This window comes from Priestia megaterium NBRC 15308 = ATCC 14581 (assembly GCF_000832985.1).
Lineage (GTDB): Bacteria > Bacillota > Bacilli > Bacillales > Bacillaceae_H > Priestia > Priestia megaterium.
Map to the genome: position 1 here is coordinate 4,509,121 of NZ_CP009920.1, position 19,980 is coordinate 4,529,100.

The 19,980-nt window shown below is 35.9% G+C and carries 19 protein-coding genes and 1 pseudogene; 16 read left to right on the plus strand and 4 right to left on the minus strand.

Going from position 1 to position 19,980, the window contains the following annotated elements:
* Positions 1-216: 216 nt before the first annotated feature.
* Positions 217-810 (minus strand): exonuclease domain-containing protein, encoded by a 594-nt coding sequence (locus tag BG04_RS23130; RefSeq protein ID WP_013083122.1) that lies wholly within the window; start codon positions 808-810, stop codon positions 217-219.
* Between the two features lie 233 nt (positions 811-1,043).
* Between BG04_RS23130 and BG04_RS23135 the strand changes: the two genes are divergently transcribed.
* The 14 genes and pseudogenes from BG04_RS23135 (at position 1,044) to BG04_RS23200 (ending at position 15,251) form a co-directional block, all read left to right on the plus strand.
* Positions 1,044-1,340: a hypothetical protein gene (locus BG04_RS23135; protein ID WP_016764079.1), complete on the plus strand. Its 297-nt coding sequence runs from the start codon at positions 1,044-1,046 to the stop codon at positions 1,338-1,340.
* A 381-nt stretch (positions 1,341-1,721) separates the two neighbouring features.
* Positions 1,722-4,073: an immune inhibitor A domain-containing protein gene (locus BG04_RS23140; protein WP_034652148.1), complete on the plus strand. Its 2,352-nt coding sequence runs from the start codon at positions 1,722-1,724 to the stop codon at positions 4,071-4,073.
* 224 nt (positions 4,074-4,297) lie between these two features.
* On the plus strand, positions 4,298-5,677 hold the full coding sequence (gene fumC, locus BG04_RS23145) for a class II fumarate hydratase (RefSeq protein WP_034652144.1): 1,380 nt from the start codon (positions 4,298-4,300) through the stop codon (positions 5,675-5,677).
* Positions 5,678-5,859: 182 nt separating this feature from the next.
* Entirely contained in the window at positions 5,860-6,099 is a 240-nt protein-coding gene (locus BG04_RS23150) for a hypothetical protein (RefSeq protein WP_016764082.1), read from the plus strand.
* 26 nt (positions 6,100-6,125) lie between these two features.
* The gene (locus BG04_RS23155) at positions 6,126-7,022 is read left to right on the plus strand and encodes a GH25 family lysozyme (protein WP_034652141.1); all 897 of its coding nucleotides are present in this window, start codon (positions 6,126-6,128) and stop codon (positions 7,020-7,022) included.
* Between the two features lie 61 nt (positions 7,023-7,083).
* Positions 7,084-7,350 carry a hypothetical protein gene (locus tag BG04_RS23160; protein ID WP_013083129.1) on the plus strand — a complete coding sequence of 89 codons (267 nt, stop codon included), beginning with the start codon at positions 7,084-7,086 and terminating at the stop codon, positions 7,348-7,350.
* A gap of 135 nt (positions 7,351-7,485) precedes the next feature.
* Positions 7,486-9,573: a PAS domain S-box protein gene (locus BG04_RS23165; RefSeq protein WP_034652139.1), complete on the plus strand. Its 2,088-nt coding sequence runs from the start codon at positions 7,486-7,488 to the stop codon at positions 9,571-9,573.
* A gap of 89 nt (positions 9,574-9,662) precedes the next feature.
* A complete protein-coding gene (locus BG04_RS23170; RefSeq protein ID WP_016764086.1) occupies positions 9,663-9,875 on the plus strand; it encodes a hypothetical protein in 213 nt (70 codons plus the stop codon).
* A gap of 260 nt (positions 9,876-10,135) precedes the next feature.
* Positions 10,136-10,267, plus strand: a complete 132-nt coding sequence (locus BG04_RS23175; RefSeq protein ID WP_016764087.1) for a YjcZ family sporulation protein — start codon at positions 10,136-10,138, stop codon at positions 10,265-10,267.
* A 605-nt stretch (positions 10,268-10,872) separates the two neighbouring features.
* Positions 10,873-12,471, plus strand: a pseudogene (locus BG04_RS23180) (M4 family metallopeptidase); the annotation flags it as partial.
* A 307-nt stretch (positions 12,472-12,778) separates the two neighbouring features.
* Positions 12,779-13,519 carry a metallophosphoesterase family protein gene (locus tag BG04_RS23185; RefSeq protein WP_034652129.1) on the plus strand — a complete coding sequence of 247 codons (741 nt, stop codon included), beginning with the start codon at positions 12,779-12,781 and terminating at the stop codon, positions 13,517-13,519.
* Between the two features lie 274 nt (positions 13,520-13,793).
* On the plus strand, positions 13,794-14,462 hold the full coding sequence (gene fsa / locus BG04_RS23190; RefSeq protein ID WP_013057026.1) for a fructose-6-phosphate aldolase: 669 nt from the start codon (positions 13,794-13,796) through the stop codon (positions 14,460-14,462).
* Between the two features lie 164 nt (positions 14,463-14,626).
* Entirely contained in the window at positions 14,627-14,845 is a 219-nt protein-coding gene (locus BG04_RS23195) for a spore germination protein (RefSeq protein ID WP_025752385.1), read from the plus strand.
* A gap of 118 nt (positions 14,846-14,963) precedes the next feature.
* On the plus strand, positions 14,964-15,251 hold the full coding sequence (locus BG04_RS23200) for a hypothetical protein (RefSeq protein WP_013083135.1): 288 nt from the start codon (positions 14,964-14,966) through the stop codon (positions 15,249-15,251).
* Positions 15,252-15,280: 29 nt separating this feature from the next.
* Here the strand turns inward: BG04_RS23200 and BG04_RS23205 are convergent, their stop codons facing one another.
* The 3 genes from BG04_RS23205 to BG04_RS23215 all read right to left on the minus strand — a co-directional run bounded on the left by BG04_RS23205 (position 15,281) and on the right by BG04_RS23215 (position 17,335).
* Entirely contained in the window at positions 15,281-15,952 is a 672-nt protein-coding gene (locus BG04_RS23205) for an NAD(P)H-dependent oxidoreductase (RefSeq protein WP_013083136.1), read from the minus strand.
* 300 nt (positions 15,953-16,252) lie between these two features.
* Positions 16,253-16,393, minus strand: a complete 141-nt coding sequence (gene sspL / locus BG04_RS23210; protein ID WP_013057030.1) for a small, acid-soluble spore protein L — start codon at positions 16,391-16,393, stop codon at positions 16,253-16,255.
* Between the two features lie 180 nt (positions 16,394-16,573).
* Complete coding sequence (locus BG04_RS23215; protein ID WP_034652125.1) at positions 16,574-17,335, minus strand: SDR family NAD(P)-dependent oxidoreductase; 762 nt, start codon at positions 17,333-17,335, stop codon at positions 16,574-16,576.
* A 195-nt stretch (positions 17,336-17,530) separates the two neighbouring features.
* Between BG04_RS23215 and BG04_RS23220 the strand changes: the two genes are divergently transcribed.
* Complete coding sequence (locus BG04_RS23220) at positions 17,531-19,138, plus strand: ATP-binding protein (RefSeq protein WP_034652123.1); 1,608 nt, start codon at positions 17,531-17,533, stop codon at positions 19,136-19,138.
* Positions 19,135-19,842, plus strand: a complete 708-nt coding sequence (locus tag BG04_RS23225; RefSeq protein WP_034652120.1) for a response regulator — start codon at positions 19,135-19,137, stop codon at positions 19,840-19,842. The genes BG04_RS23220 and BG04_RS23225 overlap by 4 nt, the downstream gene beginning before the upstream one ends.
* Positions 19,843-19,980: the final 138 nt, after the last annotated feature.

Consider the following 19,980-nt stretch of genomic DNA (forward strand, 5'->3'; position numbering starts at 1 on the left):
ATTAGAAATTCAGCTGATTTCGTATATGTGTGTAAATACCAGCTGTTCAGTTTGTTCCTCCGCGGCTTTTTGTTTGAAAGCAGGCACTTTTCTTTTTCTTCTGGTGCGTTTACAGCCTCGCTATTTCCAAGCGTACTCCTCAAGCATATAACTCAACACTTAAGAAATAGGCGAATAAAAACAAAAAAGCGCAGAAGCTGCGCTTTTTTTGATGCGTTAAAAACGAGTGGAAGCCGCTGTTTTTTTAGGTTTGCTCATTGCTTTTTTTAGTACTTCAGAAAAATAAGGCTCTCCGCTAGGATTTTGCTGTCTTAGCAAGTCAATGGTTCCTTTCACGTCATCCATAGCTCTGTGAGCGTGCTCTCTCTCAATATTATGATGATCAAGAAGCGTTGTTAGTTTTTTATTAGGAAAGCCGTACTCTTTCCATTTGACAGCACGCATAGAGCAGTGCCATTTTTGATTAGATAAAGATGGATACCGTTTTAAAAGAAAACTGCGATCAAAAGAAGCATTATGAGCGATGATAGCCGAAACGCTAGTTAACAGCGATTCCACTTTTTTATCGTCTAATGTTTTATTTTTAACCATCTCATTTGTAATTCCCGTTAAGTTTGTAATGTACGGGAAAATGGGAGTTGAAGGCATATTAAATTCTTCATATTCTTCTACAATGTCGATTATTTCTCCGGTAGAAGAATCATAAGAAACAACAGCGATTGCTAGTTCGATAATATCGCATGTTTGCGCACTTAATCCCGTTGTTTCAACATCTAAAACGGCTGCTAGTTTCACTTGTTCAGTTGACAACTCGTCGCCCTCCCTTTCTATTTATCATTCTATTAGCTTATCATTTTTTAACAGAAAATGTTAGTAAAAAAGATGAGGGAGCACGTACATGGATTTATTTTATACGTCCGCGTGGAAAAGGAATTTACTTTTTTAAAGGAGATGACGATTGAAAAGGAGAATAGTAATATTTACTCATCTAAATTAAGTCTTCATTGAAAATAATGAAATGAAGAAAGAAGGGGATCGTTATCATGCAATTGCTGTATATGGTACTTTTTCTTGTCTTAATTTTTTGGGGAATTACATCTTTTATTCATTACAGGAATCAAACTATTAAAGTTCGTTTGGACAAGCATTATACGAATGCAGTAGAATGGATTGAAGCTGTTAAACAAGAGCTGGAAAAGAAAGGGAAGTCCGTGAGTTATGAAGGGGATTTCTTGTTTAAAATTGATGAAAAACCTTATGAAATCGCAGCGCGCAATATGTCTATTTGGAGCATGTCGCTCTATCATATCTTGCTGCAGCGTCAAAAAGAACATTCTTAAATTTACTTGCATACAGAAATTATCACTTCTCGTCTATTGAGAAGTGATTTTTTTATCTTTCTGTATCCATAATGGGGAATTTTTTGTTTTTATATAATAGTAATACCGAAAAGATGGTTCTAATTCCCTAAAAAAATACGCTTCATATATTTTTATATTTGGTTATCGATTTGGCATAGAATTTGCATATGTAAGAAGGGTTTATCAGACATTTTAATTGTCAGGCAAAGAAAACTAGTTACATACTATAAAACTATTTTACATTATCTACTAGAATTAAAAAATTTTAATAATATAGTAAAATGTAGTTGACCTTCCTAGTTTTAGAATATAAAATAAATCTTGCTAATAGTTTGAAAATTCTAAAATGGAGGGGTTTACTTGAAAAGCTGGAAAAAGATTTTGGGGACATCTTTTCTTGCCACAACTGTTACATTAAGCGGAGTGGGGCCAGTACTTATGAATGGAAGTGCTGCTTCAGCTAAAACCGCACAATCGGAGGAACTTCCAAGTTCACCAATTGATATGAATACAGTACCGGAAGAAAGATTGGCTAACGCACTGAAAAACCAAGGAGTTATTTCTCAAAGTGCAACACCGCAAGAAGTGAAGAAAGCCGTTACTTCTTACATAAACAAAAAAGATGCACATAAAGAGAGCATGAAGGGACATAAAGCTAGCAAAATTGATTTGAAAGCGAAAGAAATGCAAACAAAACAAAAAGAAAAGTTTCAACGAGGCGAATTTGCTAATATTAAGTCTCAAGGAAACAAGTCGGGGAACGGGGTAAATGTTAAACCTGCAGCTCAGGCAAACTATAAAGGACAAGTGAGAAAAGATAAGGTTCTTGTTCTTTTAGTCGAATATGCAGACTTTAAGCATAACAATGTCGTTCAAGAACCTGGCTACATGTATGCAAAAGATTTTAACCGAAATCACTATCAGCAATTAATGTTTGGAAAGAAAGACTTTACGCTATTTAACGGTAAAAAAATTAAAACGTTTAAGCAATATTATGAAGAACAGTCTGGAGGTAGTTACACAGTAGATGGAACGGTTTCTGACTGGTTAACTGTACCTGGAAACGCAAAAGAATACGGAGCAGACAATCCAGCGGGAGGAAACGATAATGCGCCTGGATCTAAAGGGCCTCGTAATCTTGTAAAAGAAGCGCTTGCTGCAGCAGCAAAAAGCGGCATTAACCTTTCAGATTATGATCAGTTCGACCAATATGATATCGATGGAGATGGCAACCGCAATGAGCCTGACGGCATAGTGGACCACTTAATGGTCATTCATGCTGGAACTGGGCAAGAAGCAGGTGGAGGTAAACTAGGAAACGATGCTATCTGGTCTCATCGCTCTACTTTGGGACAAGTGTATAAAGTTCCTGGAACAAACATGGCTGCTTATGATTATACAATTGAACCAGAAGACGGAGCAGTTGGCGTTTTTGCTCATGAATTTGGCCATGATTTAGGTTTGCCGGATGAGTATGATACACAGTATACGGGTCAAGGTGAGCCGGTAGGCGTTTGGTCAATTATGAGCGGAGGGAGCTGGGCTGGTGAAGTAGCTGGAACAGAACCGACAAGTTTCTCCCCGCAAAATAAAGAGTTTTTCCAAGCAAATATGGGTGGAAACTGGGCAAATATTCAACAAATCGACAGCAAAAACATTACAAAATCGGGCTCTGTGAGCGTGGTTGATCAAAGCGTGACAAAATCCAAACGACCGGGTATTGTGAAGATTAATTTACCTAAAAAAGCTGTTCAAGGGATTAAGCCTGAGTTTGGAAGCAACTACTACTACAGTAAGCGCGGAGACGATCTGCATACGACAATGACGACGCCAGAGTTTGATTTAACAGCGGCCAAAACAGCGACGTTCAATTATAAAGCGTTCTATGAAGTGGAGGCAGAATACGATTATTTATATGTAAATGCGATTCTTCCTGACGGTTCAAAAGTTCTGTTAGATACAATTGGTGATAAAGCGAATAATGCAGACGGTTCTGCTGAAACTTCCGGCGGAAAATGGGAAGATAAAAGCTATGACTTAACGCAGTTTAAAGGTAAAAAAATCAAGCTTCAATTTGAATACGTAACGGACGGAGGACTTGCTCTTCAAGGATTTGCACTTGATAATGCAAGTTTAGTAGTAAATGGAAAAACGGTATTTACGGACGATGCTGAAGGAGCGCCAAAAGTAACGTTAGATGGATTTGAAAAGACAAACGGCATCAGCTATAAAGATAACTATTATTACCTTGAGTGGAGAAACTATGCAGGCAGCGATAAAGCACTTCAATTCGCGCGCGGTGCAAAATATAATACAGGCATGCTGCTTTGGTACGCAGATGAAAGCTACCTTGATAACTGGGTAGGACAACATCCGGGTGAAGGATTCCTTGGTGTAGTTGATTCACATGCTCATAAAGTTCTTTACTTTAATGTGAATGGGATTAGCACGACAGCAAATTCAAGCCGATATCAAATTGCAGACGCGGCCTTCTCATTTGATAAATCACCTGCTTGGTCATATTCTCATAAAACGTGGGGAACTATTTCATCTAAAGAATCAAATGGAGTTACAAGCTTCAACGACAAAAAATCGTATTTAGATGAAAGAATTAAAGATGCAGGCCGCTTGCTTCCTCAAAACGGATTGAAATTAGACGTAATTGGCGAAGCAAAAGACAATTCAGCTGGTGCTGTATGGATTCATAAGTGAAATTAGACGTATTCGAAAAAAGATCTGAAGAGCGTATTCTTCGGATCTTTTTTTGTATTATAAAATCAAAATAAACTATGAGCTAAATAATCAAAGTATTCAAGACCGTTTAAAAAATAAAATAAAGGGAATTTTCAACAGTGAATAATTGTTATTATGTCATGAAATTCATCCATATAATCAATACTAATAGGTAAAGAAAATAATGAAAAGGAGTTCTAACTATGAGCTATCGTATCGAAAGAGATTCAATTGGAGAAATCAAAGTGGCAGAAGATAAACTATGGGGAGCGCAAACGCAAAGAAGTAAAGAAAATTTTCCAATAGGGATTGAAAAAATGCCGATTGAAGTAATACGCGCTTTTGCGGTTTTGAAGAAAAGTGCGGCTATTAGTAATCATAAACTAGGCAAACTATCAGCTGAGAAATCGGAAGCCATCGTGCAAGCTGCTAACGAAATTATTGAAGGAAAATGGAATGAACATTTTCCTTTAGTAGTATGGCAGACAGGAAGCGGAACACAATCAAACATGAATGTAAATGAAGTGATTTCCCACCGAGGAAACCAGCTAATAAATAGCGACGAAACGCTTCATCCAAACGATGATGTGAATATGTCACAAAGCTCTAACGATACTTTTCCTACAGCTCTTCATATTGCAGCTGTACTAGAAGTGGAAGATCAATTATTGCCTGCTCTAAAAACATTAAAAGAAACGTTCGCTGCGAAGCAAGAGCAGTTTAAAGATATTATTAAAATAGGCAGAACTCATTTACAAGATGCTACACCGCTAACACTAGGACAAGAAATTAGCGGATGGCATCATATGCTCGAAAAGAATGAAGAAATGATTAAACAAAGCGTAGAGTATATGAAGGAGCTAGCTATTGGCGGTACAGCTGTTGGGACGGGGATAAATGCACATCCTGACTTCGGCGATGAAGTAGCGAAAGAAATCAGCAGCACGCTTGGAAAAACATTTATCTCAGCACCTAATAAATTTCATGCATTAACAAGTCACGATCAAGTGGTTTATGCCCACGGTGCACTCAAAGCATTAGCAGCTGACTTAATGAAAATCGCTAATGACGTACGCTGGCTGGCAAGCGGTCCTCGAAGCGGATTAGGCGAAATTACGATTCCTGCTAACGAACCAGGAAGTTCTATTATGCCTGGAAAAGTAAATCCAACTCAAAGTGAAGCTCTAACAATGGTTTCTGCACAAGTACTTGGGAATGACGTGACGATTGGCATCGCGGCTAGCCAAGGAAACTTTGAATTAAATGTATTTAAGCCGGTTATTATTTATAATTTTTTACAATCAGTCAGATTGCTGACAGATTCCATGCAAGCTTTTAACGATAAATGCGCAGTAGGAATTGAACCCAACAAAGAAAAGATTCAGCATAATCTAGAAAATTCTCTTATGCTTGTAACAGCATTAAATCCGCACATAGGTTATGAAAATGCGGCTAAAATCGCCAAGCTGGCTCATCAAGAAGGAACGACATTAAAAGAAGCGGCGGTCAAAACAGGCCTTCTGACAGAAGAACAATTTAAGCAATGGGTAAATCCCGCTAATATGATTCATCCATCAAAATAAAAAAAAGAAGCCAAGCATTCTGAGCTGCTTGGCTTCTTTTTAATAAATCTTAACAAAATAAACATTGTTCTAAATAAACATTTAAAAAGAATTTGCGGATTAAAAGAAATTTTACACTGCCTTATATTAGATTCAAGTACATACGATTAGGGTATTTACATTTTTATAAAGGAGGGATTCAAGTGACGTACGAAGTGAAGTTTTATTTTGGAAATGAAAAATCAATCAGTACATTGGTTGAATCAGAAAATGTAAAAGAGCTTGAGGAATCTATTATTCATACGCAAGGATGGTATCGTTATTATGACAAAAAACATGAAGCTTATTTAGCTATTCAAATGAGCAATGTTTTACACATCGTTATAAAAGAATATCAGGATCCGGAAAAAACAGGGGTTTTGAAAGATTCGTCGTATACATAAGGAAGCTAGCAAAAGAGGTGAAAACTATGCAAAGGCGACATGCAAATAATCCTATTATTCTCGACGTTTCTCATCATCAAGGAATCATTAATTGGAAAGAAATAAAAAACACCTCAGTAAAAGGGGTGTATATAAAGTTAACAGAAGGCGGAACTTTTGTAGACCCTAGATCCTTTGAAAATTATATAGGTGCCAAAAATGCGGGCTTGAGAGTAGGGTTTTATCATTATGCTCACTGTACAAATAGCCCGGAGAAAGAAGCTGCTTTTTTTATTGCTCAGCTTGGACAAATGAAACTAGACCTTCCGCCGTGTTTGGATCTAGAAGAAGATAAGAAAAAATCTAAAGAATTTGTTTCTCACTTTGCCGTAAGCTGGCTCAAGCATGTTCACAAAACAACAGGAATTAAGCCTATCGTATATACGAATTATCATTTTGCTAAAACTTTTTTCACAAAAGAAATAAGTAAGTATCCTTTGTGGGTAGCAAGATATAGTGCGGCCAACAGACAAGACGGTATGCAGCACCCTGGTGAGCTAAGTCAGTGGCAGCGATGGGCAATGTTTCAGTATACAGATTCTGGCAGAGTAAAAGGAATTTCTACAAATGTGGATATAAATGAAATGGACTGCTCATTTTTTAAAGAAGTCACAACAAATCTCTCTATGACGAATAATACAAAAGGGCCCTTTGTGTATTCCAAAGGTGATAGAGGGTTAGGAGTCAAACAAATTCAGCAAAACTTACTTGCGCTAGGTTTTTCTCTTCCGAAGTTTGGAGCAGACGGTTTCTATGGAGATGAATTAATCGCTGCAATGAAAAAATTCCAGAATCGGTATGGCCTTTTTTCAGATGGAATAGCAGGAGCGGACACACTGCCGATTCTTGTTAAAGAAGTGAATAATCTGAATAATCTGGTTTGAGAGATTACCTGAGGGGGAAAAGTTACTGTAAGATTCAAAAAGGTACAAGGAAGGAGCTATTATGAGAAAAAGAAAACAAAAAGCATTGATATCAGGTATTACGCTATCAACGGTAGGAGTCGGCATTACGTCTTATATATTAAGCGATGCTGCGAAACGACGGAAAGTAAAAGGACTTGTTCGAAGTGCCAAAGTAAAACTTTCAAGTTTATCTAAAAAACAGCAGGTAAATGCTAGCCTAAATAAAGATGTGCATTCAGATCCTACGTACGTTTCTGAAAGCAATATGATTTCAGAAGGACCTATGTATCAAGATCAGCATAGATAATAAAAAAACTAGTCTTGCCTCGGGCGAGACTAGTTTTTTTATTAATTTTATAAATAGCAGCGTTTATTCATGGTACACTCTCTATATAAGGGAATTATTTTACGCATATTTACAAGTAAAGGAGGAATAGAAGGAGTGATTAGTAGCGGATTATTTGTTAACTTATGTATTTTTTCGTTTTTTGTCAGTATTATGATTGCGATAAGAATATTTTTGTTACAGCGTCTAGCCCATAAATACAAATGGATGAGTGGTATTTATGCAAGTATTGTTTCTGCTATTCTTATGGTATATAGCGTTACGTATCAACAGATTACATATGATTTACGTTTTCTTCCTCTTATTTTGACCGTTCTATACTTTGGTTATAGAGCCGGTGCAGTTGCAGGTATCACTATGGCCGTGTGCAGTATCTATTTAGAAAGTCATTGGTTACTGACTATCTTAATTTTAATTTTCACCTTTTTGTTTTCCCTTCCTCTTATTCGATATAGAAAGCAGTTTTCTTTATTAAAACAATCTCTTCTTTGTTTCTTTATTCATTTTATCGTTCATGTCTTACTGACAAATTACTTCTGGAATACACCTATTCAGTCGCCGTTTTATAGCGAAATAGAATATTTAGTGTTCGGAATTCTCGGACTGGGAGTAGCCGTAGCGACGATAGAATTTTATCGTAAATTTTACGCTGTAGCAGAAGAAGCTGCTTATGCTGGATCAGATTCATGTAAGGATGAAGAAGATTCTTTTTTTGTCAGAATAATGAAAAAAGAATTAGAATATACGAAAGAACAGCTGGAGTCTTTTATTAATCATCACATGGATGCGGTTATTATAACTGATTTAGAAGGGCGAATCTTGCGAGTTAATGAAGCTTATGAAAAAGTGTATGGCTGGAAATCCCATGAAGTCATTGGGGAAAAATATTACGATATAGCAGGAGCTTTTAGTGAGGATGTACATGAGAATATAAAAAAGACTGTTGCTGAAAAAGAGGCAATCAATCGAGTAGAAGTTGTAAGAGCTCGTAAAGATGGAAGTTTAGTAGACCTTCGTATCACCATTTCTCCAATTTTTAATGGGAAAGATGAGTTGGTAGGTTTGTCTGGAGTATGTGTGGATATATCTGAAGCTAAAAAAGCAAAGGAAGAGCTTGACTTGCTGCATCGTAGGCTTAAAGAAAGTGAGTTGAAATATCGCACGTTATTTGAGTACGCAAACGACGCAATTTATTTACTTGAAATAGGATCGGATCATTTTCCTTCTCGCTTTGTTGAAGTAAATGAAGCTGGATGTAAGCGCTTTGGATATACGAGAGAAGAGCTTTTATCCATGCCTTGCCACGATATTATACCTAGAGATTCTGACATTGTTCAAAAAACAGTCGAAGAAATTCGCAACGGAAATCTTTCTTTTACGCTGCAATCACAGTTTACGTTTAAGTCCGGCGAAATAAAAAAACTAGAATATAGTGGAAAGTTGTTCAATATAGAAAACAAAAAAGTGCTTCTTATTGTTTCAAGAGACAGAACAGAGTACTTAAAAACAGAAGAGCTGCTGCAGAAATCTGAGAAATTAGCAGCGGTCGGGCAGCTTGCTACAGCTATTGCTCATGAAATTAGAAATCCTTTAACAGCCATTAAAGGGTTTATGCAGTTATTAACTGAAAAAGCGAGTAAAGAAGAGTTAACCTATATGAACATTATATCCTCTGAAATTGAGCGTATTGAAATGATTACAAATGAATTCATGTCTGTGGCAAAACCACAGGCCGTAACATTTCAGTCGATTGATTTGCAGCTGTTAATTCAACAAGTGATTTTATTGTGGCAGCCTCAAGCAACCATGAAAAACATCTTTATTGAACTTAACTCATATGGAGAAATGCCTTTTGTATATTGTGAAAGCAATCAAATGAAACAGATGTTTATAAACATTCTTAAGAATGCGATTGAAGCAATGCCTTCCGGAGGAGAAATTAAAGTTGAGCTGAGAAAAAAGGACAACAATCATATTCATATTCAAATTATTGATGAAGGTGTAGGAATTTCAAAAGAACGCATCAAACATTTAGGTGAACCATTTTACAGTATTAAAGAAGACGGAATCGGGTTAGGATTAATGATCTGCTTTAATATTATCCAACAGCATCAAGGAACTCTTAGTATTGACAGTGAAGTAAACAAAGGGACGAGTGTAGAAATTTGTTTACCGTTAGAATAAAAGGTAATCAGTCAAAGGGAGAAGAAATTTTGCAACAAGTTGTTTAGTAAAGTTATAATATTCTATGTTGGAGTAAAATAAGCAAAGGAGTGGTTACGATTAAACAGAAAAAGTGGATTAACATATTTCGTATTCTGTATATTATTTTTGCTATTATTGCGATTGGAGCATCTTTTGGAGACTATTCTTTTGGGCTTGATAATCCCCGCATAGTCAGTTTAACGGCTCTTGTTTTGGCGGTTATCTGTATTGTTCCGTATTACATACTTCGCTTTAAAGAACAAGCTTCTAAAAGTAAATAAGTTAATATTTGTTATCTTAAAAGAGGCTGGGACAAAAGTATTTTAGTTGAAGGAAGATCCGAACGATGAATCGTTCGGATTTTTTTATTGTTATGGTGAACATGGGTTTAATCTAGCTGGTTGCTTCTAGCGGTTGATTGGAGTGATTTCGTTATGTCTCAGTCTCTTTTTTATCGTCATAAAAGGGCGATAAATGGGCGAGCATTTTTTCTAGCCTGTACATATGCTATAAAGTAAACAGGCTACGGAGGTGAAGTGAAATGGGATTTTACAACTGGGGTTACGGCGGTGGTTATGGCTACGGCGGCTACGGTAGTTACGGTGGCGGTTTTGCATTAATCGTTGTACTATTTGTTTTATTAGTTATCGTTGGTTGTACATGCTTGAAATAAACAGAAAAAGCACGGATTTACAAAGATTTTAGTAGATTCGTGCTTTTTTATGTTCATAAGAAGGGCAGTACTATAATAAAATAATGTTATGCATGTACATAAAAAACATACAAAAAATTTAATTAATAGATTAAAAAAATAAAAAAATGAAGAGAAAGAGTAGATTCAAGCCTCAAAAACGGTCTGAAATTTATAATTTTCCTTATAAGTAATTTTTGTAAAATGCTTTTCAGGACTGATAGTAAGACCGAATAATACTTCATAGGTCGCTAGTTTTTATCAGCTGACTTGAAGAATTATTTTACTTGTATGAAAATCAACATAAATGATTTTCATATAATTTAAATAGGTAAAAAAGACTTATTGCAAAAGATTTATTCTTAATTTTCATAATAATAGGAATATTAAAATAATATATAGACGTAGTAATTTTTAGTTGCTATAATGTTGCTAATTATCTCAATTAACAGAAAAATTGCGGTAATTAAATTTACTAGGGATAGGGAGAAAAAACTATGAAAAAGAAAAAACAGGCTTTAAAGGTATTATTATCAGTTGGTATCCTTTCTTCATCATTTGCTTTTGCACATACGAGCAGTGCGGCGCCAAATAATGTACTTTCAACCGAAAAGTATAACAAAGAAATTAAATCTCCTGAGTTTATTTCTGGAAAGCTTTCAGGCCCATCATCACAGAAAGCTCAAGACGTCGTATTTCATTATATGAATACAAATAAAGACAAATATAAATTAGGAAACGAAAGTGCTCAAAATTCATTTAAAGTGACAGAAGTAGTGAAAGATCCCGTTGAACAAGCAACCGTTGTACGCTTGCAGCAGGTATATAATAATATTCCTGTTTGGGGATCTACTCAATTAGCACACGTAGCGAAAGATGGAACCTTAAAAGTTGTATCAGGTACAGTAGCTCCTGATTTAGATAAAAAGGAAAAGCTAAAAGGACAGAAGCAAGTTGACAGCAAAAAGGCGATTCAAGCAGCTGAAAAAGACTTAGGCTTTAAACCGACTTATGAAAAATCCCCTTCATCTGAACTGTATGTTTATCAAAATGCTTCAGACACAACGTATGCTTATGTAGTAAATTTAAATTTCTTAAGCCCTGAACCAGGTAATTATTATTACTTTGTTGATGCTATTAGCGGTAAAGTGCTAGATAAGTACAATACGATTGATTCCGTAGCTGGTCCAAAAGCCGATGTGAAGCAAGCGGCAAAGCCGGCAGCGAAACCTGTAACAGGAACAAATACTATTGGCTCAGGTAAAGGAGTGCTTGGAGATACTAAATCTTTAAAGACAACGTTATCTAGTTCCACTTACTACTTACAAGATAATACAAGAGGAGCGACAATCTATACGTATGATGCAAAAAATCGTACATCTCTGCCAGGTACACTATGGGCAGACACGGATAATACGTACAATGCAACCCGCGATGCAGCTGCAGTAGATGCTCACTATTATGCAGGCGTGACATATGATTATTACAAAAACAAATTTAACCGCAACTCCTATGACAATGCAGGAGCTCCGCTAAAATCGACTGTTCATTATAGCAGCGGTTACAATAATGCGTTTTGGAATGGCTCTCAAATGGTATACGGAGATGGAGATGGAACTACTTTTGTTCCGCTATCAGGAGGATTAGATGTTATCGGACATGAATTGACGCATGCGGTCACAGAAAGAAGTTCTAATTTAATCTATCAATATGAATCAGGTGCATTAAACGAGGCAATTTCCGATATTTTCGGAACATTGGTAGAATACTATGACAACCGTAATCCAGATTGGGAAATTGGAGAAGATATTTATACGCCTGGTACAAGCGGTGATGCGCTTCGTTCAATGAGCAACCCAGCGAAATATGGAGATCCAGATCATTATTCAAAGCGCTATACAGGTTCTAGTGACAACGGCGGAGTTCATACAAACAGCGGTATTATCAACAAAGCTGCCTACTTGCTAGCTAACGGAGGAACGCATTACGGGGTTACTGTAACAGGCATCGGCGGCGATAAGCTAGGGAAAATTTATTACCGTGCTAATACGCTATACTTCACTCAGTCTACAACGTTTAGCCAAGCGCGTGCAGGTTTAGTACAAGCTGCTGCTGATCTATACGGTTCAGGCTCTCAAGAAGTAATCTCAGTAGGTAAGTCATTTGACGCAGTTGGTGTTCAATAAGTTATAAACCAAAAGTCGCAAGATAAATGAGGTATCTTACGACTCTCTATACTACCTTACTACCAATAAAGGAGTACTCGTATAAATATATTACAGTACTCCTTTATTTTATGTTAATAAATAAGGAGAACGGATTTCTGCTTGATTTATAAAAATCCACTTCTTATTCCTCCCTTTTATGTCCATTCGAATTATACCGTTGTTTGTTAAATGGAGAGAACACGTTTTAGTAAACGGTCTTATTATAAAATGTTATAATAAAGAAAAGAATTGAATACATACATATGAAAAAGGAGTGGAGGAATCAATGGACAAAATTGCTGTTATTTCAGATATCCACGGAAATCTTCCTGCATTAGAAGCAGTTTTAGCTGACATACAACAGCGAGATATCCATCGCATCATTTGTCTAGGTGATTTAGTAGGAAAAGGACCGGATTCAAGTAAAGTGATTGATATCATAAAAGAAAAGTGCGAAGTAACAGTAATGGGAAACTGGGATGACTTCATTACAAAGCCTGCGGAATTCGAAGCGTTGAAATGGCATCAGAAGAAGTTAAGTTCAGCCCAAGAGGCATACTTAAAGGAACTTCCTTTTTCCGTTGAGTTTATGATGAGCGGAAAATTAATTAGAATGTTTCACGCTTCACCTAGAAGTCTCTATGACCGAATTCAACCTTGGGATTCACTTGAAAAGCGCCTTAGTCTATTTGCTAATACGGAATATACAGAAAATATAAAAGGATCAAGAGAGCCAGATGTTATCTGTTACGGAGATGTACATAATGCATTTATTCAACATATTAAAGGGAAAACGCTATGCAATGTAGGAAGTGTAGGAAACCCGCTTGATTTACCACAAGCTTCCTATCTTATCTTAGGAGGAAAGGATCAAGACGAAAGTCCTTCATCATTTTCTATTCAATTTGTACGTATTCCATACGATATTGAAAAGGCTATCGAATTGGCGAGAGCTGTAGAGATGCCAGATTTTGAACCCTACGTTCAAGAATTAAAAACAGCTCGCTATAGAGGACTAAAAAATTAAGAATAGAATGTATCTCAACCTTCAGCATAAATGCTGAAGGTTTTTTAGTGGAGTATATGAGGGGTTTTTCAACACCATTAGTATGATACATGCAAATAAAAATTATTCCGATGAATTTAAGGAAGGGAAAACTTGGAGAAAAACATACAGCATTTGAAAGGAAATAAATTTTATTTTATGAAGACAATATGAAGAGGGCAATTCCATTTGAACATAAAGTCATAAAAACGCCCCTGAAAAGCTGTTTTTACCATAACGAGTGGAGGAATACATGATGAAATTTTTTATTGATACAGCTAACCTGGAAGATATTAAAAAAGCATATAAAATTGGGGTATTATCAGGTGTTACCACAAACCCTTCGCTAGTAGCTAAAGAAGGCGTAAAGTTTGAAGATCGCATCGAAGAAATTTTAAAAACCGTTCCTGAAGTAGAATCCGTTTCAGCAGAAGTCACACCCGACACAGTAACCGCCGATGACATGATTGCTCAAGCAGAAGAGCTGATAAAAATTAATGGAGGAGACAAAAATATAACGATTAAACTTCCTATGACCATTGCTGGATTGGAAGCAACCCGTTATCTAGCTAAAAAAGGCGTAAAAACAAACGTAACGTTAATTTTTACAGTGAATCAAGCGCTTCTAGCAGCTCGTGCAGGTGCCACATACGTATCGCCATTTTTAGGACGCTTAGACGATATTTCAGAAGACGGTGTTTATCTGGTATCTCGAATTGCAGAGCTATTTCGAATTCAACACATTGACTCACAAATTATAGCAGCGTCAGTCAGACACCCAGATCACGTCACACGAGTAGCTCTTGCTGGGGCTCATATTGCTACAATTCCGTATGCCGTAATTGAACAATTAGTAAAACACCCGTTAACAGAGCAAGGAATTGAAAAATTTGCATCAGACTGGGAAAAAGCTGTAAAAAGTTAAATTCACTTAAGGAGAAGACATCATTTTAGTGTCTTCTCTGCTTAAAGGGTATACGAAGATTCTTTTTTTCTATTTTGTAACAAACAACTTATCAATAATAGGCGAACATCCTATACATATATGCAGAGATGACATACGTTAATAGAAACGAAAGAGGTGTTAAAATGGGCTGTATTATTAACATTGAAAATATCGTGACTAACGGGTTAAAAGACAACTCGAACGTAAGCGTAGGCTGTGTTGTACAAAATAGTCACACGGCAAATACAAAATCGGTAGGAGCTTGTTTTTCGTTTGGAAACGGCTCTCCTGCTATTGCCTCTATGACAAACAGTAATATCGACTTTTGCAAAGGTGAAGAAAATAAAGAGCAGCAATCTTGAAAACAATTCCAGAAAGAGTATTTCTGGAATTGTTTTTTGGTAAGTGATAGAGTTTTGTTAACAAGGTGTTTTGGCTTTTAAAAGAAAATCATTCATGAGGAAGGGGTTGAGCGGTGCTATGAGCATTATTTCTATGATTCCTTATACATACGTTGAAAGAAAAATAAAACGAACACAAAAAGTGACAATTCAGCATTCAAAAGACATGTGCTTATACGCTGATAGTATTGAAACACAAAACGATTGCTTTCACATTAATGACGTATTTGACATCTCTTACAAATGCGTTTCAAAAGACAGCGGCTTTTTATACTTACATACAAATCAAGGGATGTTCGCTTATACCATACAAACCGATCCTTCTGCCTTTATAACAGCATATAAAAATATAAAAACGAAGGGGTGACATTGCGTCACCCCTTCGTTTTTCGTTTCTTATTTTACCCACTGTACAACTTGATCCATACTTCTTCTCGTTTTTCCGCGTTTAGGTTCATGAATTCGATAGCCGAACGCAACCATAACGGAAATATCAAACTTACCGTCTTCTAGTAATCCTTCTTCTTTTAGAATCTCATGTACTTGGTCATAGTTAAATCCTTCAATCGGACAAGAATCAATACCAATTTGAGCAGCTGATGTCATCATATTAGCTAGTGCAATATAAGATTGTTTGCTAGCCCAATCAAATAGGGCTCGCTTGCTTTCGAACAAATGAAAATCATTTTCTTGGAAATCTTTATAACGAGGCATTAATGTCTCTAATACATCATCCGGCATTTCTTTTACATTTTTTTGAAGATTCAACACATATTCAGAGTCATATCTTGCGTCTGTACGAGAAAGAATAATAACAAAATGACTTGCTGTAGGAATTTGACCTTGTGCTCCCCAAGAAACAGCTTTTAATTTTTCTTTTAAATCTTTATTTTCAACGACTAAAAACTTCCACGGCTCATAACCTACTGAGCTTGGAGATAAGCGCCCTGTTTCTAAAATGAATTGGAAATCTTCATCGGAAATTTTCTTCGCTGGATCAAACTCTTTTGTAGCATGACGAAAGTTAAATGCGTCTAAAATTTCTTGTTTTTTATCTGTATGGTTCATGTGTAAACAACCTTTCTGTAAAAATATTTAGTGATGAACTGTTCAGAGTAATCTATACCCTGTATAGCTTACAATTAACAGCCAGTTAACATACAATTTGTCATAAAATCCGTTTGCAGATTTATCATAATTCATATAAAACATTCTAACAAGTACGCACATTTTTGTTATATAGTATACTTTTTTATACTATTGATGCAGTTTCATAAGAAGCAGAAAGGAGTCAACAATCTGAGGAGTTTCGTTTTCGAAAAAGTAATTAAGAGGAAGAGAGGAGAAGAGTGATCTTCTCCTTGTTAATTAAATTTTTGTATTTGACTTTTTCGCTTTGTTTTCAAGTTCACTTTTCGGTTCTGTTGAAAATTCAACATCTTTTCCGTGTCCTTGAGGGTTAACTCCAGGAGCTACTTGACCGCGGTTAGCAGATTTTTTTGTACCCATTTTCGTCACCTCCGTTCGGTTAGTATGTACAAAAAGCAAAACAAAAATTAGGAAGTAAAGCGTAGAAAGATAAATAGGAAAAGATTATCTTTAAGCATCTTCATTACATAAACAAGATAGTTACTCATTTAAACGGACATAAAAAAACACCCTTGGAAGGGTGTTTTTTGTTTAAGAATCTCAGCTTGTCGCTCTGTCTGCGTATGGATAGATAGGATCTTTTAATTGAAATTCGTAAGTCACTCCATCTACAAGTCCTACCGTTTTATTGCTATCATAAAGGTCCAGCATAAAAGCAGCCATTTCTTTTGACGTATGAAACTTAGGTACTCGTCCTTCGTATTCAAAATCACTCATATCCATCGAACGCTGTGCAAATTCTGTTTCAGTAGCCGCCGGAGCTAGAACTTTAGCCTGCATTTTTGCTCCTCTTCCTTTTAATTCTTGAGAAAGACCTTCTGTAAATGCACTTACGTAGAATTTTGTTGCGCAATAAGTGACTGCATCAGCAACAATGGTGTAGCCGCCTCCAGAAGAAACATTAATAAGCTGTGTACCTTCAACGTTTTCATAATCTCTTACAAATAAAGATGAAAGAATGGTTAAGGCTTCTATATTTAAATGAAGCATTGTTTCAATTTTAGTTAATTTTTGTTCACCGACAGAAGCAAAGTTTCCGAATCCAGCATTGTTAATCCAAGTTTCTAATTCATACTCTTTGAGTGACTCATAAAACGTATGAGCATTTTCTGCCACGGATAAATCAACCGACTGGACAATAACCTTTACATCTTGATTCAGTTCTTCAACTTTTCTTTTTAACTCTTCTAGCTTGTCCTCTCTACGTGCAGCCAATATAAGATTTTTTCCACGTCCAGCAAAAGCTAAAGCTGTTTCATATCCAATTCCTGAACTTGCGCCAGTGATTACTGTATATTTCATGTTGATTCCTCCATTTTCGATGTTTTCGAATTGATTATAATTGTTAAAGTATACTTTAAGTCAAGCGTTTATTCGGTTTATTTTCCCGTTTAGAAGTCTGTTTATAAACATTTGAAGTTGGGTGCTAAACTTTTTTGCTTTTATGCTACACTTGAAACAACAGCCGAAATTTCATTTCATTAAAAGGAGGAATGTATGCGTTTTCTTAATGTGAGTAGAAGACCTAGCTTACTTGCCCAAATTACATTACTTATTACGGTAGTTATTCTTGTGAGTACTGTCCTTGTATGCGTTTTATTTTCTGCAATGATAGATGAAATTGTTGAAAAATATGTAGGTAAGCAAGCTATGACAGTAGCAAAATTAGCTTCTGAAGACAAAGCGATTGTAAAAGCTTTTAGGAATAAAAATCCTTCTGAGCACATCCAACCTATTGCAGAAAAAATAAGAAAAACCACTGGAGCAGATTACGTCACCATCGCTAATGATAAAGGAATCCGCTATTCTCATCCCAATAGTAGCTATATTGGAAAACATACCAAAACAAGCAACGAAGCTTCTTTAAAGGAGCATCAATCCATTATTTATAAAGGAAAAGGAATTTCAGGATTTGCAATTAAAGCCAAGACTCCCATATGGGATAGCCGAGGAAACGTAATAGGCGTTTCGTCAGTAGGGTTTCTTGTAAGCAATATAGAAAAACAGATTAATGATTATAGAATAAAAATTATTAAATTGTCCTGTATTCCTTTTCTTATTGGAGCATTTGGAGCTTTTTTCATTGCAAGGCGGGTAAAAAGACTAATATTTGGACTGGAACCGGAGGAGATTTCCTTTCTTTTTAAAGAAAAAGAGGCTACCCTTGAATCTATTCAAGATGCTACTATTACTGTAAATGTCGAAAAATATGTAACGTCGATGAACAGAAGGGCCAGAGAACTATTTGGTCATCTTCAAATAGGAGGAGAGATAAAGAACGCCCGTTTAGGACAGCTAATTGATCAAGTGATAGAAAAGCAACGAGTGTATTCTAACCAGTCCCTTGTACTAGATAGTCAGCAGTATATTTTAGATTTATCTCCTATTATAAGAAAAAAAGAAGTGCAGGGTATCGTCCTTACTATAAGAACTTTATCTCAAATTGAAGAGTTGACAGAAGAGATTTCTAAAATTAAAATGTTTTCTGATAATTTACGTGCTCAAAATCACGAATTTTTAAATAAGCTGAACGTCATTTATGGATTGTTAAAGTTAAAGAAGTATGAGCATGTCATACAAATGATTTCATCAGAGGTAAAGGAACGCCAAGATATTATTTCTTTTTTAATGTCTTCTGTAAAGGATCCTTTGATTGCGGCATGCTTACTTGGAAAGATCAATCGTTCGAAAGAATTAGACGTTACTTTAGAAATTGACCAAGATAGTAACTTAACAAGTACTTTAAATATCGAAGACGCAAAAAACGTTGTTTCTATCTTGGGGAATTTAATTGATAATGCGCTCGAGGCTGTGCGAGAACATAAAGGGAACGTGCTGGTATCTTTTACAGATGTAGGAAATGACCTGATTTTTGAAGTTGAAGATAATGGACCAGGGATATCAAAAGAAGTAGAAAATATGATTTTTATGGATGGTTACACAACGAAAAAAGGTGAAAATCACGGGATTGGATTGACTATTGTTAAGAGATCTGTAGAGCTGCTTAAAGGTGAACTATACATAAGCAAAAGTATGTTACAAGGAGCAAGATTTACATTAGTTATCCCAAAGCTATTAAATAATGAAAAGGAAGAATCGATATGACTGAAAATCAAATTAATGTCATGATTATAGAAGATGATTCTACAGCTGCACAAATTTATGAACAGTTTACTAAGAAACTAGAGCATTTCACTGTTGTTGCGACAGCAGGATCTGGAGAACAGGCTTTAGAACTGCTAACAATATTTACGCCGCAATTAATTTTATTAGACGTCTTTTTACCAGATATCAACGGAGTGGAGCTGCTATGGGAAATCAGAAAAAAGTATCGAGGAATCGATATTATTTTAATAACGGCAGCCAATGATGTTGAAACAGTAGGGGAAGCAATAAGAGGAGGAGCATTTGGTTATTTGGTGAAACCTGTAATTATTGATAAATTTTTATCTACTTTAAAACATTATCAGTCTACAAGAATAGAATTAACCGAAAATAAAATGATTAACCAAGATAAAATAGACCATTTATTTAGAACACGTCATAACCGCCGCACTCAATCAGCAGCTGCAGTAACAGAACTTCCTAAGGGGATTGATAAACATACTCTTCGTTTAGTAAGAGATAAAGTTCGCGAAGTTCAGCAGAGCTTGAATGTAGATGAGTTTTCTCAACTAGTAGGTATCAGTTATTCAACAATGAGAAGGTATTTAGAGTATTTAGTATCGTGTAAGGAAATGCAGGTGGAAATAGTGTACGGAAGTGTAGGAAGGCCTGAGCGGAAATATCGAGTAACTAATTTTACATAAAAACGAGATAGCGGTTTTTTATCCGCTATCTCGTTTTTATGTAGAAATGATGCATGAAAAAAATGAAAAAAATTACTTTTATAAAAGATATTAAACTTATGTTGGTTATCTATGAACCTGCTTTAAGAAGTGATACCT

What these genes read in the sequence shown, in the direction of transcription:
- BG04_RS23225 (WP_034652120.1), top strand. Translation starts at nt 19,135, where the DNA reads ATGACTGAAAATCAAATTAATGTCATGATTATAGAAGATGATTCTACA.
- BG04_RS23175 (WP_016764087.1), top strand. Translation starts at nt 10,136, where the DNA reads ATGGGATTTTACAACTGGGGTTACGGCGGTGGTTATGGCTACGGCGGC.
- fumC (WP_034652144.1), top strand. Translation starts at nt 4,298, where the DNA reads ATGAGCTATCGTATCGAAAGAGATTCAATTGGAGAAATCAAAGTGGCA.
- BG04_RS23220 (WP_034652123.1), top strand. Translation starts at nt 17,531, where the DNA reads ATGCGTTTTCTTAATGTGAGTAGAAGACCTAGCTTACTTGCCCAAATT.
- BG04_RS23155 (WP_034652141.1), top strand. Translation starts at nt 6,126, where the DNA reads ATGCAAAGGCGACATGCAAATAATCCTATTATTCTCGACGTTTCTCAT.
- BG04_RS23215 (WP_034652125.1), bottom strand. Translation starts at nt 17,335, where the DNA reads ATGAAATATACAGTAATCACTGGCGCAAGTTCAGGAATTGGATATGAA.
- sspL (WP_013057030.1), bottom strand. Translation starts at nt 16,393, where the DNA reads ATGGGTACAAAAAAATCTGCTAACCGCGGTCAAGTAGCTCCTGGAGTT.
- BG04_RS23160 (WP_013083129.1), top strand. Translation starts at nt 7,084, where the DNA reads ATGAGAAAAAGAAAACAAAAAGCATTGATATCAGGTATTACGCTATCA.
- BG04_RS23200 (WP_013083135.1), top strand. Translation starts at nt 14,964, where the DNA reads ATGAGCATTATTTCTATGATTCCTTATACATACGTTGAAAGAAAAATA.
- BG04_RS23185 (WP_034652129.1), top strand. Translation starts at nt 12,779, where the DNA reads ATGGACAAAATTGCTGTTATTTCAGATATCCACGGAAATCTTCCTGCA.
- fsa (WP_013057026.1), top strand. Translation starts at nt 13,794, where the DNA reads ATGAAATTTTTTATTGATACAGCTAACCTGGAAGATATTAAAAAAGCA.
- BG04_RS23195 (WP_025752385.1), top strand. Translation starts at nt 14,627, where the DNA reads ATGGGCTGTATTATTAACATTGAAAATATCGTGACTAACGGGTTAAAA.
- BG04_RS23205 (WP_013083136.1), bottom strand. Translation starts at nt 15,952, where the DNA reads ATGAACCATACAGATAAAAAACAAGAAATTTTAGACGCATTTAACTTT.
- BG04_RS23135 (WP_016764079.1), top strand. Translation starts at nt 1,044, where the DNA reads ATGCAATTGCTGTATATGGTACTTTTTCTTGTCTTAATTTTTTGGGGA.